Origin of the sequence: Nonomuraea sp. NPDC004580, from assembly GCF_040609855.1 — a bacterium.
GTDB classification, from domain to species: Bacteria; Actinomycetota; Actinomycetes; order Streptosporangiales; family Streptosporangiaceae; genus Nonomuraea; species Nonomuraea salmonea.
Genome location: NZ_JBEXLH010000007.1, coordinates 1 through 15,436, shown reverse-complemented (window position 1 = coordinate 15,436; position 15,436 = coordinate 1). Strand labels below are relative to the sequence as shown.

The following is a 15,436-nucleotide window of genomic DNA, read 5'->3' as shown; positions in this document are numbered from 1 at the left end:
GAACGTCAATTCGATCCGAGGAATGGTGATGGAGTGGGGGCTCGCGATGGGAGAGCTTTCGGCCGCGATTGACCACCTGGCCACCGAGGATGTGTCCGAGATCCCGCGGATCCAACTGGCCGAGCAGTTGCTGGAGCTGCACTGGCAGATGGCCCGCCTACAAGCCCAGATAGCCCGCCGCACCGGCGTCCGCCTCCCCTGACCACCCGCCCGGGCCGCCGCAGAACCCCGTTCGAGGGGCCGTACGGGCCCTGGACGCCCGAGCGGCCGGAGAGCCTCGGGATATGAGGCACCCGCAGCCGCTGACGCCCCAGCACCCACCACAGCGCCGCCGACCCCACCACCCCCACCCGCGAGACGGGAGAAGCCGAGCCCAAGGGAAGCCGAGTGACAGGCCCCCCGAGGATGAGGAAGGCGAGGCTCGGCACAGCATGCGAAAGCCGCCGACCCCTGAGGGTCGGCGGCGGGGCGGGGCTCGCGTGGCGCCGCTGCCCTGCAGTGGCGGCGCCGTGCGCGAGCACGCCCGGGGCGAGGGCGCGTCCGCCCTGGCCCGTCATTCGGACCGCCCGCGTGCCGCGGAGGTCCTCGTCATCTCTGCGCGTCAGTGCCTCAGGCGCCCGGCACCTGGGGACATCCTGATCGCCCTGCCGCACCCGGCCACGAGGCCCGTCGCCGGAGGGGGAATCCGCCACGGCGGCCGGCGATCGCGCCGGGGAACACCGGATCCAGCTGGAGGGGGCCCGTTGCGGGGGCTGGGCGGCGGGTCGTGCCTTCCGGCGATCAGATGCACGGGCGTCGGCACCTTTGACGTCCGCGTACCTTCATGCCGCGTCAAGGACGAGCCCGCGCTCACCCCCGCCCCGCGAGGGCTAGTGGTGGGCGGTGACGCCGCGCACCGAGCCGGTCAGCGCGTCGGCGGTCCAGCCCAGGGCGGTGACCACGTCGCTGTAGGAGCCCGCGGCCTTGGTCCCACGGTTGGCGACGAAGGCGGCGGTGTCCTCGACCAGCGGCGCGAGCTCGTCCATGGCGACGGCCTGCGTCGTCCCCGGCACCACCTCGACGACCGGCGCCACCTCGGCGGGCGCGACCCGGCCGACGACCGGCGACAGCCGGCCGCTCGTGGCGTGCGGCAGCGCCCGCGCGGCGGCGTCGCTGAGCCCGGCCACGAACGAGTCGGCCGAGACGGCCCGCAGGCCGGAGGTCGCGCTGTTGACGGTCTTGGCGGTGACGCCGCTGGTGTCGGCGACGCTGCTGCCGGAGGCCGGCAGCAGACCGGCGCCGGGCAGGCGGCCGAGCGCACCGCCGACGGGCGAGGCGAGCACGCCGTTGACCGTGCTGAACGCCGACGCCGCCGGGGCGGCGCCTTGGGCGCGGCCGGACTTGACGGACGGCTGCGCCATGCGCGCCGCGCCCAGCAGGGGCAGCGACGAGGTGAGGGCGCCGCCGCCGAACGGCATGCTGGAGACGATGGGCGACAGCTCAGGGATGGGCCCGCCGGTACGCGTGATGTCCTCGAACCCGTTGCCCCTGGCCTCGGCCTGCTGCTGCATCCGCATCTCGTTGAGCCGGTCGCGCTCGACCTCGCTCAGCTGGCCGGACGGAGCGGCCGCGGACTTGGCCTTGCTCCCGGGGAGCAGGCCGCCCAGCAGGTCGCCGCCGACCAGGCCGCCGAGGAGGCTGCCGAGCGGGCCTGCCGCAGTGGTGCCCCCGCCGTCGACCGGCGCGTGCGCGGCGGTCTCTGATTGAACATCGGCTTGCGCCGGAACGGCCATGGCCGCCGCCGCCAAGCCGAAAGCTGTGACGGCCAGGGCCGTCTTGACTACTCGATTCATGATTGCCTTCCCGGCTCGTGATCGATCGCTCTCGAATGCGATGGAAATGCGAATCGATAACCCCCGTATGCCGTCGCGTACGCGCTATGGGCACCACACTGAGCGTGTCGCCACGGCTGAGCTACGAAAGCAGTTCTACCACTCGCCCGGAGTGGCCGCAGGCGCATGAATGCCCATGTAGCAGGGGTTTGCAGCCCGGTTACCGAGTAAAGGGGGAGCGTTGAGCGGGGAGACAAAACGGGATTCAGACGGCCTTGTTCACGATAAAGCGCGGACAAGACCGCACGAAGTCGGAAGCGCCCCGGCGGCCCGTGAACAAAGGGTCGCGAAAACAAATGTCACGGGCCGGGGGCGCGGTTTTTCTGCGGTCGCGGTGGACGCGCGCGACCGGCGTCAGGCGGGCAGCAGGTCTTCCGCGCTCTCGAACGGGAAACGGTCGGCGAAGGCCGGCCGCAGGTCCGTCAGCCATACCGCCGACGGGTCGTAGCGGGCGAAGAAGGGCCGCCCCACCAGTGACGGGTCGCGGGCCTGGATGAAGTGGAGCATGAACACCTTCTCGCCGGCGATCTCGGTGACGCCGTCGACGCAGACCTTGCCCGGCGTGGCCGACATGGACGGCCCACGCACCGTACGGCAGAGGCCGGAGACCGAGGAGTAGGCGTCCCTGAAGATCTCGTACGCCTGCGCCAGCGGGACCGCGAAGTAGTCCTGGGGGCCCGTGTCGCGCTCGACGAACATGTAGTAGGGGATCATCCCCAGCCTGTGCTGCCGCCGCCACATGTACGACCAGGTGGCCGGGTCGTCGTTGATGGACCTGATCAGCGGCGCCTGGGTCCTGATCGTCGCCCCGCTGCCGAGGATGTTCTTGACCGCGGACTCGACCAGCGACGACTCCAGCTCGCGCGGGTGCGAGAAGTGGGCCATGAACGCGAGGTTCTTGCCCTTGGCCACGACCTGCTCGAACAGCCGCATGGTCTCGCCGGCGTCGGGGTCGGTGGTGAAGCGCTGTGGCCAGTAGGCGAGCGCCTTGGTGCCGATCCGGATGGATTCGAGCTGCTCCAGCTCCAGGAGCGGCTCGATGTAGCGCCTGATCACGGGCTCACCCATGATCATCGCGTCGCCGCCGGTGATCAGCACGCTGGTCACCTCTGGATGATGGCGGAGGTAGCCGACCATCTGGTCGATGTCGTCGGAGGCGAACTTCAGGTCCGCGTCGCCGACGAACTGCGCCCACCGGAAGCAGTAGGTGCAGTAGGCGTGGCAGGTCTGCCCTTGTTTGGGGAAGAACAGCACGGTCTCCGGATATTTGTGCTGCATGCCAGGGACGGGCTCGTCGCCGATCTTCGGGACGTTGAGCTCCTTCTGGCCTGCGGGGTGCGGGTTGAGCTGGGCGCGTACTCGATTGGCCTCCGCCTGGATCTCGGCGTTCGGCGCCTCGGCCTTGAGCAGGTCGGCCAGCCGGGCGACGTCGGCTGCGGGCAGCATGTCCTCCTGTGGGAAGACCAGGCGGTAAATCGGGTCGTCGGGAGCAGCCGACCAATCTATGAGTTCATCCACGACGTAGGCGTTGGTCCGGAAAGGCAGCACCGTGGCGACGGCGCGCACCTTGAGGCGCTCGTCGTCTCCGAGCCCCGCACGCCGCAGGAGCTCGTCTAGGTGCTTGGACGTGTACGCCCGGAAGCGTCGCGTGCCGGCTTGGTTCAAGATCACTAGGCCTTTCCCATCTTTTTTGTTCGCTCGCGTGTAAACCTCACGACCCTGTCGCGCGTCTACGGTTCTTAATACCCGGACGCGCCCACCGCCGTCACCGGTTCCGCCGGTCTCCAAGTTTTCCTTGAGGTTCGAGCACACTCGCGACATATCGCGTTTCGGCGTACACTGACATATCGTGACCCAGGATCCGCAGCTCCGCGCCTCAGACGAAGACCGCGACCGCGTGGCCGCCGTCCTGTCCGAAGCACTCGCCACAGGAAGACTCACCAGCGTCGAGCACGCCGACCGCCTCGACGTCGCCTACCACGCCAAGACCGTCGGCGAGCTGGTCCCCCTCACCCGCGACCTGCCCGACGTGACGGCCTCGGCCGCTCCCGTCGCCATCGAACGGCAGGTCATCAGCTCCACCTTCAGCAAGATCGTGCGCAAGGGCCGCTGGGTGGCCTCCCGGCACCTCAAGCTCCGGGCCGGCTTCGGCGCGCTCGTCATCGACCTGTCCGACGCCGTGCTGCCCGGCCGCGAGATCACCATCGAGACCAGCGCGAACTTCAGCAAGGTCATCGTCAGGGTGCCCGCGGACGCCCGCGTCATCGACGAGGGCGGCTCCGTCTTCGGCAAGCGCGACGTGAGCACCGCAGGCGGCACCGGCGACGGCCCGCTGATCAGGCTGACCGGCTCGTCCGCGTTCTCGAAGGTCATCGTCACCCGCGGCCTGGACGACTGGAACCTGCACTAGCCGCGACGCGCCCCCGGCCGGGGACCATCCAGGCGTACCCGCCGGTTAACCTGGCACCTGCCGTGCCTGCGATGCGGACATCCGAGCCCGCGTTCCGGCCCAAGCCGTGACGGCGGGCTCGAAGCCGTACGAGGTGACCATTGTCAGAGAGCAGGCCGATCGCGCTCGACGCCATGGGCGGCGACCACGCGCCCCACGAGATCGTGGCGGGAGCCGTGCACGCCGTCCGCGAACGCGGCCTGCCCGTCGTGCTCGTCGGCTCGCCCCGCGTGCTGTACGAGGCGCTCGCCGACCACGACGCCACCAAGGAGATCCCGATCGTCAGGGCCGAGGAGGCGCTGGCCATGGACGAGGGCGCGCTGGCCAGCCTGCGCCGCCCCAGGTCCAGCATCGCGGTCGCCTGCCACCTCGTCCGCCGCGGCGACGCCGCCGCGGTGGTCTCCGCCGGGTCCACGGCCGGCGTCGTCGCCACCGGCCGGCTGCGGCTCAAGGGCCAGCAGGGCGTGCTCAGACCGGCCATCGCCGTCGCGCTCCCCACGCTGCCCTCCCCCACGGTCCTCGTGGACGCCGGCGCCAACGCCGAGGCCAAGCCGGAGATGCTGCTGCAGTTCGCGCACCTCGGCGCCATCTACGCCGAGCTCGCCCACGGCGTCCGCGACCCCAAGGTCGGCCTGCTCACCATCGGCAGCGAAGCCGAGAAGGGCAACAAGGTCGTCAAGCGCGCCCAGGAGCTGCTCCAGGCCGGCCCCGGCCTGCACTTCGCCGGCAACGTCGAGGGCCACGACCTGCTCACCGGCAAGGTCGACGTCATCACCGCCGACGGCTTCACCGGCAACGTCGCGCTGAAGACCATGGAGGGCGCCGTCCGCTACGCCTTCACCGAGCTGCGGGAGGCGATCGAGGACAGCAGGATCGCCAGGCTGGGCGCCGCGCTGCAGCGCTCCCGCATCCGCGACCTGCGCCGCCGCCTCGACGCCGAGGCGTACGGCGGCGCCGTCCTGCTCGGCCTGAACGGCACCGTCGTCATCGCCCACGGCGCCTCCAAGGCCCAGGGCATCAGCGCCGCCTGCCGGCTCGCCGCCGACCTGGCCGCGGCCGGAGTCGTTCCCGCCATCGGCGAACGCATGGCCGCCACGGGCCGCTCCCATCGATTGTGGTGACAGAATCAAGTAACCCTCGCGGAAGGGTGCCGACCCTTTAGGGTGTGACCGATCCACAGAAACGGGGGGTTATGTGGACGGGCTCACCTCGGTGGTCCACGGGCTCACGTCCGCCCAAGCAGCGGGGGCCAAGGCCAACCATGTGCCGCGCCGATCCAGCAGGTCGCTGAGCGCCATCCTCAGGGCGAACGTGTTCACCCTGTTCAACCTGGTCATCGGCGTGCTCTGGGCACTGATCCTGATCTTCGGCGAATGGCAGGACGGCCTGTTCGGGCTGGTCATCGTGGCCAACGCGCTGATCGGCATCGTCCAGGAGCTGCGCGCCAAGCGCACGCTCGACCGGCTCGCGGTGATCAACGAGGCTCCCGTACGCGTGCGCCGCGACGGCGAAGAACGCCTGGTCGAACCCCGCGACGTGGTGCTCGGCGACCTCATCCTGCTCGGCCCCGGCGACCGCCTGCTGGTCGACGGCGAGGTCGTCCACTCCGACGGCCTCGAGATCGACGAGTCGCTGCTGACCGGCGAGGCCGACCCCGTGCACAAGCGGCCGGGCGACCGCGTGCTGTCCGGCAGCTTCGCGGTGGCCGGCTCGGGCGCGTTCGTCTCGACCAGGGTCGGCACCGACGCCTACGCCGTGCAGCTCGCCGAAGAGGCCAGCCGCTTCCACCTCGCCCACTCCGAGCTGCGCGCCGGCGTGGCGAACTTCATCAAATACATCACCTGGCTGGTCGTCCCGATCGGCGCCCTGCTCATCTACAGCCAGCTGAACAACTCGGCCGACCTGGGCACCGCCATCACCGGCGCGGTCGCCGGCATCGTCACCATGATCCCCGAAGGGCTCGTGCTGATGACCTCCATCGCGTTCGCCGTCGGCGTCGTCCGCCTCGGCCGGCGCCGCTGCCTCGTCCAGGAGCTGCCCGCCATCGAGGGCCTGGCCAGGGTCGACGTGCTCTGCCTCGACAAGACCGGCACACTCACCGCCGGCGGCATGGACCTCGACCAGGTGCTGCCCGTACGCGACGGCGAGCCCGTCGAGCAGGCCCTCGCCGCCCTGGCGAACCTCGACGCGCACCCCAACGCCACCGCCGAGGCCATCAGGTCCCGCCACCCCGCCACGCCCGCCGGCTGGAGCGCCCGCGCGACCGTGCCGTTCTCCTCGGCCCGCAAGTGGAGCGGCGCCGACTTCGGCACGCGAGGCACCTGGCTGCTCGGCGCCCCCGACGTGCTGCTCAAGGGCGGCGACGCCTACGACAGGGCCACCGAGCTGGCCGCGTCGGGCACGCGCGTGCTGGCGCTGTGCCGTACCGACAGCTTGGAGAGAGCTCAGAACGGGCACGCCGAGATCGAGGCCGTCGCGCTCGTCACGCTCAGCCAGCGCGTCAGGCCCGACGCCCACGAGACCCTGCGCTACTTCGCCAAGCAGGGCGTCACGGTCAAAGTGATCTCCGGCGACAACCCGCTGTCGGTCTCGGCCATCGCCACCGGCCTCGGCATCCCCGGCGCCGAGCGCGCCGTCGACGCCCGTACGCTCCCCGCCGACCCCGCCGCGCTCGGCGAGCTGCTCGACCGCCACACCGTCTTCGGCCGGGTCACCCCGCAGCAGAAGCGCGCGTTCGTCACCGCGCTCCAGGCCCGCGGCCACACCGTCGCCATGACCGGCGACGGCGTCAACGACGTGCTCGCGCTCAAGGACGCCGACCTCGGCATCGCCATGGGCGCCGGCAGCCCGGCCACCAAGGCGGTCGCGCAGGTCGTGCTGCTCGACGACGCCTTCGCCACGCTGCCCCACGTCGTCGGCGAGGGCCGCCGCGTGCTGGCCAACATCGAGCGCGTCGCCAACCTGTTCCTCACCAAGACCTTCTACGCGATCGTGCTGTCGCTGCTCGTCGGGCTGGCCGGCATCGCGTTCCCGTTCGCGCCCCGCCACTCCACCCTGACGAACGCGCTGGTCATCGGCATCCCCGCGATCTTCCTCGCGCTCGCGCCCACCCTCGAACGCTCGCGGCCCGGGTTCGTGCCCCGGGTGATGCGCTTCGCCGTACCGGCCGGGGTGCTGTGCGCGCTGGCGGTGCTCGCGACGTTCTGGGCCGCCCACCACGGCTCCCCCGATCTGCTGGAGCACCAGACCGCCGCCGTCATCACCCTCTTCCTCACCACCTGGTGGGTGCTCGTGCTCATCGCCAGGCCGCTCAACTGGTGGCGCGGGGCGCTGGTCGGGGCCATGGCGGTGCTGTTCGCGATCGGGCTCGCGCTGCCGTTCGTCAGAGACTTCTTCGCCCTCCAGCCGGGCGATCTCGGCAACGACCTGACCGCCGTCGGCATCTCCCTCGTGGCGGCCGTGATGATAAGCGTGGCGGTCAAGCTCGCCGGTACCCTTAGACCATGACCGACCCGCAGAAAGTGCTCACCGAGCGCGTCCAGCAGGCGCTGGCCCGCGCGTTCGGCTCCGAGCACGCCGACGCAGACCCGCTGATCCGGCCCTCCCAGTTCGCCGACTTCCAGGCGAACGTCGCGATGAGCCTGGCCAAGCGCCTGCGACGGAGCCCGCGGGAGGTCGCAGAGGCGATCAAGGCTGAGCTGTCCGGCTTTCCCGGCACGGTCGAGGTCAGCGGCCCCGGCTTCCTCAACATCACCCTCGACGACGGCTGGATCGCGGCCGAGGCCGGCGAGATCCTCGCCGACCAGCGGCTCGGCGTCGGCACCAGCACCCCGCCGCAGACCGTGGTGATCGACTACTCCGCGCCCAACGCGGCCAAGGAGATGCACGTCGGCCACCTGCGCACCACCATCGTCGGTGACTCGCTGGCCCGCCTGCACGAACACGTCGGCAACACCGTCATCAGGCAGAACCACCTGGGCGACTGGGGCACCCCGTTCGGCATGCTCATCGAGCACCTGCTCGACATCGGTGAGCCCGCCGCGATCGCCCAGCTCGAGGCCGGTCAGGGCACCGAGTTCTACCAGGCGGCGCGGGCCAAGTTCGACAGCGACGAGGCGTTCAAGGCACGCGCCCGCGCGCGGGTCGGCACCCTCCAGTCGGGCGACCCCGACACGCTGAGGCTCTGGCACGTCTTCATGGACGCCACCGTGCGCTACTTCAACAAGGTCTACGACATGCTCGGCGTCACCCTCACCGACGCCGACATCGCCGGCGAGAGCATGTACAACCCCATGCTGCAGAAGACCTGCGACGACCTCGAGGCGTCCGGCACCGCGCAGCTGAGCGAGGGCGCGCTCTGCGTCTTCCCGCCCGGTTTCACCGGCTCCGACGACAAGCCGCTGCCGCTCATCATCAGAAAGAGCGACGGCGGCTACGGCTACGCCACCACCGACATGGCGGCCGTCCGCTACCGCGTCCACGACCTCAAGGCCGACCGCATCCTCTACGTCGTCGGCAGCGACCAGGCGCTGCACTTCCGCATGGTGTTCGCCGCCGCCCGCATGGCCGGCTGGCTGCCCGACACCGTCTCGGCGGAGCACGTCCAGATCGGCATGATGCTCGGCAAGGACGGCCGCCGCTTCAAGACCCGCTCCGGCGAGTCCGTCAAGCTGATGGACCTCCTCCAGTCGGCCGTCGACAAGGCCGCCGCGCTGATCGCCGACCGCGGCTACGACGCCGAGACGCAGGAGGAGATCGCCCGCGCCGTCGGCATGGCCGCGGTGAAATACGCCGACCTGTCGGTCAGCCACGACAGCGAATACGTCTTCGACCTCGACCGCATGGTGGCCTTCACCGGCAACACCGGCCCCTACCTCCAATACGCCCAGGCCCGCATCCGCTCCATCTTCCGCAAGGGCGCGATCGACCCCGCCACCGCGACCGGCCCCATCATGCTCGGCGCCGCGCCGGAGCGGACGCTCGCCCTGCAGCTGCTGGGCTTCGGCAGCGTGGTCGAGCAGGCGACGGAGCTGAGCGAGCCCCACCGGCTGTGCGCCTACCTCTACGCCACCGCCTCCGCCTTCACCGACTTCTTCGAGCAGTGCCCGGTGCTCAAGGAAGGGGTCGACCCCGACACCCGCGCCTCCCGGCTCGCCCTGTGCGCGCTGACCCTTCGGGTGCTCGAAACGGGGCTCGGTCTCCTCGGTGTCCCTGTCCCCGAGCGCATGTAAACCGGCAGTTGGCTCAAAGTCTCCCCTATCGTCGTGGGCGCGCCTCCACCGGGTTCGCGCGCCCCAACGGCTAGGCTTTACGCGGTCATGAACCACGGCCGAAACGGGGAGTTCTCTGCCTTGAGCACGGACCTGACTGCGAGCCCCCCAGCAGCGACCGAGTTGCACCGTTATGCCGAGGCGCTGGTGGCGCACCTCGCCGCCAATGGCGCCGCACCACCGGCCGCACCGAGCTTCAGCGACATGCCCGGCTACTGGCTGCCGCCGGCCGTCGAGGCGCTGGTCGCGCTGCTCGCCGGCGACGACCCGCTCGAGCCGCTGAGCCGGGCCGCCGGGCGCGACCAGCAGCAGACCGCGCTCTTCCTCTGCCTCGCGCTCGCCGTCTCCGGGCAGGGCAGCCGCATCCACGCGTCCTGGCTCGGCACCGCGTTCGGCGAGCTGTCGATCGACCGGCCGGTCACCCACGGCCAGCGCTCGCTCTGGCTGGCCGCAGCCAGGGGCGCCTACGGGCCCGCCGGCAAGATCTTCGTGCTGCGCAAGCTCGACGCCCTCGCCGTCCAAAACCACGCCGACGCCCAGCAATGGGTGCAGGCGCTGGTGCCCGGCGAGCCCTCCGTCGTCGTGCCGCCGTCGCTGGCCGACTTCCCGGAGATGGCGGAGATCCCCGAGCTGGCCAAGCCCGCCGTGGCCGCCGCCCGCCTGGCCCGGCTGCGCGCCCGCTGCGCCGAGATCACCTCCGCCCGGCAGTCCGAGCAGGTCTCCGGCGCGCCGCTCGACAACAGCGCCGGCGACCCCGCCGGCAGCTGGGCCGAGGACGAACCGCTCGCCGTGCTGCGCTCCCTCATCGGCCAGGGCGGGCCGGCCGGGCCGATGGCCTCGCTCAGCACGTACCTGCTCGACGACCTGCGCCCCGGCGCCGACCCGCACCTGGCGGCAATCGCGCTGCACGTCGCCGCGCCCATCCTGCGCGGCGTGGCCGAGGAGCTCGAAGCCGACAGCCGCCTCGAACCACCCGAGACGCTCACCGTTCCGCTGCTCGGCCACCGCATCCGGCTACACCCCGAGGGCCCCGACCAGGAGTCACTGACCGCGGCCGAGCACTCCATCCTCACCGAGGGCGCGGTGCCGCGCGGCCGCCCGTGGGCCGCCATCGTGCTCATCGTCCTCGGCGTCGCCTGCCTGATCGGCGCCGTCGTGGCCGAACACCTGCTCGCCGCCGCGGGCGTCGCCATGATCGGCCTGGCCGGTTGGCAGCTCTGGCAGCGCCGCAAACTCATCGAGGCCGACGCCCGCTACGTCGCGGGGCAGGTCAGCGAGCTGAAAGAGCTGGCCGAGGGTGCGGTGTGGGCGCTGCACGCCTACGCGCGCGAGGCCGAGGCCCGCTCCAAGGAAGCCGCCGAAGACGCCACAGAACTCACCCGCCTGATCCGCCGCGGCCCCCGCGCCGCCCACTGACCAAACCCGACCAAGACCACCGGTCTTCTCCACAGCCAGTCCGCCCACCCCAAGCCAGCATGGGCCGACCCCACGGGCCGACCCCACGGGCCGACCCCACGGGCCGACCCCACGGGCCGACCCCACGGGCCGACCACAGCCGGCCGACCACCAGCGGCCGACCACCACGGCGGCCCGTCCGCTGACGGACGGCTCTTTCGGGATGAACACCAACTGAGCGAAGCGCTACCGGGACCCGTCGCCCACAGGGCCGCCACCTCTAGACGACGCACATCCGGCGACCCGCTCCCTCGGCTCCGCGCTTGCGGCGGCCCGCCCCTCGTAGAAGTCTCGTAGAAGACTCGTGGAAGTGGCTGGCCGCTCACGGAGTGTGAGGGCCGGAGGGCCCAAGAGTCCCCCGGCGAAAACAGGGCAATAGGCGCGGCCTGGGACCGGGAGGGAGACGGCCCAGCTCGCACGGCATCGACACGGCGCCACGACGGCGTCGAGACGGCACCCGGCCACCTCGGCCAGGCCCGGCGCGCGGAATCGCCGGCGTGAACCGGCGCCACCCGGTCAGGTGGTCTCGATCTCCACGTGCGCCGGCGCGAGCAGGAACACCCGCTCCGCGATGCGCTCGATCCGGCCCTCGCACCCGAACGCCAGCCCGGCCGCGAAGTCCACCATCCGCGTCGCCTCGGACATCGACATGCCCGTGACATCCATGATCACCGTCTGGCCGTCACGGAAATGCTGGCCGATCAACGGTGCGTCGTTGTACTTGAGCGGCTGCACCATGACGATCCGCGACGAGTCGACGTTCGCACGCCACCTGCGGGCGGCCCGCTCGGTCGCCGGGACGTATTCGTCCTCGTACTGCTCGTCGTACTCGTAGCCCTCGTCGTAGTGCTCGACCCCGCTCAGGCCAAGGTAGCTCACCACCTTGCGCACTGCCCCCATCGGCTTGTCCTTTCCTCAGGAACTCACCGTAATCGGCACGTCCCTACACATTGGACGGTAACCGACGATTCCGCATTCGCCACGCGACACGCCCAGCCCTAATTCCATTTTGTACGGCTTGCAGCCCGCTTGCAGCTGGATATCCGCCCCCCGTATACCATCGGCCACATGCGCCTCTTCACCGTCGACGCCTTCACCGGCACAGCTTTCAAGGGTAATCCCGCAGCCGTCTGCCTGCTGGACTCTCCGGTTACTGACCGATGGATGCAGAGCGTAGCGGCCGAGATGAACCTCTCCGAGACGGCTTTCCTGCTGGGAGATTCCCTGCGCTGGTTCACCCCCGCCGTCGAGGTCACGCTGTGTGGCCACGCCACGCTGGCCACCGCGCACGTGCTCTATTCGACAGGAGCCGCGACGGGCCCGCTCGAATTCCGTACGGCCAGCGGCACCCTTACCGTGAATCGCCGCCCCGACAACATGATCACAATGGATTTCCCGGCCAAGGAGGTGACCTCCGCCACCGTTCCTCGCGGCTTGGAGAAAGCGCTCGGCGTCACCCCGGTACGGGTCGGAAAAAGCCAGCTCGACCTGCTGGTGGAGGTGGACTCGGCGGAAACCGTAGCGGCCCTCACCCCCGATATCCCCGCCCTCACCGCACTCGACGCGAGAGGCATCATCGTCACCGCCCCAAAGACGGATACCGGGACGGCCGCAGGCACGGATACCAAGTTGGATGCTGAGCCGGTTGCTGGCCCGGCTGCTGGGGCGGACACCGAGCCGGATTTCGTCTCCCGCTTCTTCGCCCCGAACGTCGGCGTCCCCGAGGACCCGGTCACCGGCTCGGCGCACTGCGCCCTGGCGCCGTACTGGGCGGACCGCCTCGGCCGTACGTCTCTGGTGGGGGCGCAGCTGTCCAAGCGCGGCGGCATCGTCCACGTCACATACACCGGCGAACGCGTTCATCTCGCCGGCCAGGCGGTCACAGTGATATCCGGCACCCTGCACCTCTGACCCGGAAAGATCGCGCCAAACGCATGCGGGCTCGCTGAGCTGCCGAAAACCCGTTTCGTGCCGCCGCCGCACCCCCGTAAGGTAGCCCGCATGGCAACGGACGTCATCGTGCTCAACGGCGGATCCAGCTCCGGCAAATCAGGCATCGTGCGCTGTCTGCAGGCCATCCTGCCGGTCCCATGGCTCGCCCTAGGGGTCGACACAATGGTCGATGCGCTGCCCGCGGCCCTGCAGGCGTCGGAGGCGGGCCTCGACATCGGCCCCGACGGCAGCGTGAACGTCGGGCCCGAGTTCTCCGCCCTCGACCGAGCCTGGTCCGAGGGCGTGGCCGCGATGGCCCGCGCCGGAGCCCACATCATCATCGATGATGTCTTCCTCGGCGGTGCCCACTCTCAGAAACGCTGGCAGAGGGCCCTGGCCGGCCTCGACGTCCTGTGGGTCGGCGTCAAGTGCGACAGCGAGGTTGCGGCCGGCCGCGAGCTGGCCCGTGGCAACCGCGTCCGCGGCATGGCCGCCCAGCAAGCGGACCTGGTCCACCAAGGCGTCCATTACGACGTGGAGGTGGACACCACCCACGCCGAATCCCTGGCCTGCGCCCGCACCATCGCCACCCACGTCACCTGAAACCCCCACCGGGCACCGACAACGCACACCCGCGACCAGCAAGACGGAGCCATGAAGCCGGGTTAAGGGGCCACGAGGCCAGCGCGCGGACAGGCACGGACCAGGAAACGCCGAGCACAAGTGCTCAAACGGTCCACGCTCCTGGGGGCATGGGCACTCGGGGCACGAGCCCTGAGGGCATGAGCCCTCGGTGCCACGAGAACGTAGTGCCATGAAGGCACGGGGCCATAAGGGCAGGACCAGGTCGTCACGGGCCACCGAATCGCCGGCCACAGGGCATGGAGGCGCGAGCTCACGAGAGCGCCGAGCACCGGAGCCCCGGACACAGCGACGCGGACCACGAGCCCACGGAAGCACACGGGCGCCGAGGCGCAGGCCGCGGAGTCTGGAGGCACCAGGGCTCCTGGGGCACGGGCCCGCGGCCCCTAAGGCAAGGGGCCATGAGGCAGCGGCCGACACAGGCCACCGTAAGCACGGGTACGAGACACGGACCACGGGAATGCCGAGCACCGGAGCGCCGGACACAAAGACGCGGAGCACGAGCCCACAAGGGCACGGGGGCACGGGAGCACGGACATTCGTGGTCGCGCTGGCGCGAGCGCGCGAAGGTGCATACAAGCGATCGCCGGGGACGAAGGCACGGACCACGCGCACGGACCACGCGCACAGCCACGAGGGCACGGGCACGAACACGGTAGCCGCGGGGAGACGGGGTCGCGGGTTTTAGGCGCGGAGGCGAGGAGCGCCTACGGGCAACACAGTGCGACGATCACACAACCAGCGGTGGCCGAGCGCACCTTCAGCGGCGCATGATGGTCACATCGACGACCGCAACACCCTTACCGGCTCCACGCAGGAGCCCGATCACGACCGACACCCCGACCTACGGCTCCCGCGCGAGCCCAGCACCATCGTTACCGTCGCAGGGGGCCGACTCGTGGGAGGACATCTCTTGCCGCAACGCCAGCAGGTCACCGTGGACGTCCATGTGATTCTGGAACGAGGCAAGGACATCCTCCTCTGCCTACGCCAAGGCACCGGCTACCGGGACGGCTGGTTCTGTCTCCCCTCAGGCCACCTGGACGAGGGCGAGACGGTCATCGAATGCGCGCTACGAGAAACCAGGGAAGAGGTCGGCGTCCACCTCGACCTCGCCTCCCTCCGCCCGGCGACCGTCCTTCATCACCTGAACCCCGAAGGCAAGCCCCGCATCGGCTTCTTCTTCGCCACCAGTCATTGGACAGGCGACATCATCAACGCCGAACCGCACAAGTGCGCCGCCGTCGAATGGTTCCCGGCCCGCCGCCTACCGGACAACACCGTCCCGTACACGATCGCCGGCCTCGACCACTACCACCGCAACCAACCCATCGGAATGAGCGGCTGGCCCCAGCACAGGAACGACCCCAACCCCTCCCGAGGGAGCACCGGACCGCCCCTCTAGGTGATCCGAACATGAAAGGCGCTCTAGCTGAACAACAACCACCACAACCGATCCAGGGGCTCAGCCGAACCCCGAAAACCCGCACCAGACCAAAGCCGGCATCACCCAAGAAGCCCCGACTCGCGAAGAAGACGAGCGGCCATACGAAAACCCGCGGCCTTCGAAGACCCCGCAGGCGAAACACAGCAACCCCCGAAGAATCCCGCACAAACGACGGGACCGCGACCTTCCAAGGAAGACCGGGAACCATGCGGAGAAGGACCCCAGCCATGCGGAACAAAAGGGGTCCGGACATGCGGAAAGGGCCCCAACACCCTGTAAGGCGTTGAGACCCTTCCCCAAAGATTGTCCGGCGGTGACCTACTCTCCCACACCCTCCCGAGTGCAGTACCATCGGCGCAGGGAAGCTTAA

Annotated in this window: 12 protein-coding genes; 9 read left to right on the top strand and 3 right to left on the bottom strand. The window is 70.2% G+C overall.

Translation table 11 applies throughout. The features are described from left to right. Positions 1–46: 46 nt before the first annotated feature. On the top strand, positions 47–202 hold the full coding sequence (locus tag ABZW11_RS10455) for a hypothetical protein (protein WP_345391275.1): 156 nt from the start codon (positions 47–49) through the stop codon (positions 200–202). Between the two features lie 667 nt (positions 203–869). On the opposite strand, the gene ABZW11_RS10450 is transcribed toward ABZW11_RS10455, so the two are convergent. Both ABZW11_RS10450 and ABZW11_RS10445 read right to left on the bottom strand, forming a co-directional pair. Then, positions 870–1,832, bottom strand: a complete 963-nt coding sequence (locus ABZW11_RS10450) for a hypothetical protein (protein ID WP_355414834.1) — start codon at positions 1,830–1,832, stop codon at positions 870–872. A gap of 393 nt (positions 1,833–2,225) precedes the next feature. Then, complete coding sequence (locus tag ABZW11_RS10445) at positions 2,226–3,542, bottom strand: lysine 2,3-aminomutase (RefSeq protein WP_355414832.1); 1,317 nt, start codon at positions 3,540–3,542, stop codon at positions 2,226–2,228. A gap of 178 nt (positions 3,543–3,720) precedes the next feature. Between ABZW11_RS10445 and ABZW11_RS10440 the strand changes: the two genes are divergently transcribed. The 5 genes from ABZW11_RS10440 to ABZW11_RS10420 all read left to right on the top strand — a co-directional run bounded on the left by ABZW11_RS10440 (position 3,721) and on the right by ABZW11_RS10420 (position 11,006). Continuing rightward, on the top strand, positions 3,721–4,281 hold the full coding sequence (locus ABZW11_RS10440) for a DUF1707 domain-containing protein (protein WP_355414830.1): 561 nt from the start codon (positions 3,721–3,723) through the stop codon (positions 4,279–4,281). Positions 4,282–4,421: 140 nt separating this feature from the next. After that, positions 4,422–5,441: a phosphate acyltransferase PlsX gene (plsX, locus tag ABZW11_RS10435; protein WP_355414828.1), complete on the top strand. Its 1,020-nt coding sequence runs from the start codon at positions 4,422–4,424 to the stop codon at positions 5,439–5,441. Between the two features lie 73 nt (positions 5,442–5,514). Beyond that, positions 5,515–7,827 carry an HAD-IC family P-type ATPase gene (locus tag ABZW11_RS10430; protein ID WP_355414826.1) on the top strand — a complete coding sequence of 771 codons (2,313 nt, stop codon included), beginning with the start codon at positions 5,515–5,517 and terminating at the stop codon, positions 7,825–7,827. Further along, the gene (gene argS / locus ABZW11_RS10425; protein ID WP_355414824.1) at positions 7,824–9,551 is read left to right on the top strand and encodes an arginine--tRNA ligase; all 1,728 of its coding nucleotides are present in this window, start codon (positions 7,824–7,826) and stop codon (positions 9,549–9,551) included. Before ABZW11_RS10430 ends, argS begins: the two co-directional genes overlap by 4 nt. A 120-nt stretch (positions 9,552–9,671) precedes the next feature. Next, positions 9,672–11,006: a hypothetical protein gene (locus ABZW11_RS10420; RefSeq protein ID WP_355414822.1), complete on the top strand. Its 1,335-nt coding sequence runs from the start codon at positions 9,672–9,674 to the stop codon at positions 11,004–11,006. Positions 11,007–11,561: 555 nt separating this feature from the next. Here the strand turns inward: ABZW11_RS10420 and sepF are convergent. Next, the gene (sepF, locus tag ABZW11_RS10415) at positions 11,562–11,945 is read right to left on the bottom strand and encodes a cell division protein SepF (protein ID WP_355414820.1); all 384 of its coding nucleotides are present in this window, start codon (positions 11,943–11,945) and stop codon (positions 11,562–11,564) included. Between the two features lie 168 nt (positions 11,946–12,113). On the opposite strand from sepF, the gene ABZW11_RS10410 reads away from it, so the two are divergent. From ABZW11_RS10410 to ABZW11_RS10400, 3 genes are all read left to right on the top strand, one after another. Beyond that, on the top strand, positions 12,114–12,956 hold the full coding sequence (locus ABZW11_RS10410) for a PhzF family phenazine biosynthesis protein (protein ID WP_355414818.1): 843 nt from the start codon (positions 12,114–12,116) through the stop codon (positions 12,954–12,956). Positions 12,957–13,046: 90 nt separating this feature from the next. Next, positions 13,047–13,580, top strand: a complete 534-nt coding sequence (gene cpt / locus ABZW11_RS10405; protein WP_355414816.1) for a chloramphenicol phosphotransferase CPT — start codon at positions 13,047–13,049, stop codon at positions 13,578–13,580. A 952-nt stretch (positions 13,581–14,532) separates the two neighbouring features. After that, on the top strand, positions 14,533–15,024 hold the full coding sequence (locus ABZW11_RS10400) for an NUDIX domain-containing protein (protein WP_355414814.1): 492 nt from the start codon (positions 14,533–14,535) through the stop codon (positions 15,022–15,024). Positions 15,025–15,436: the final 412 nt, after the last annotated feature.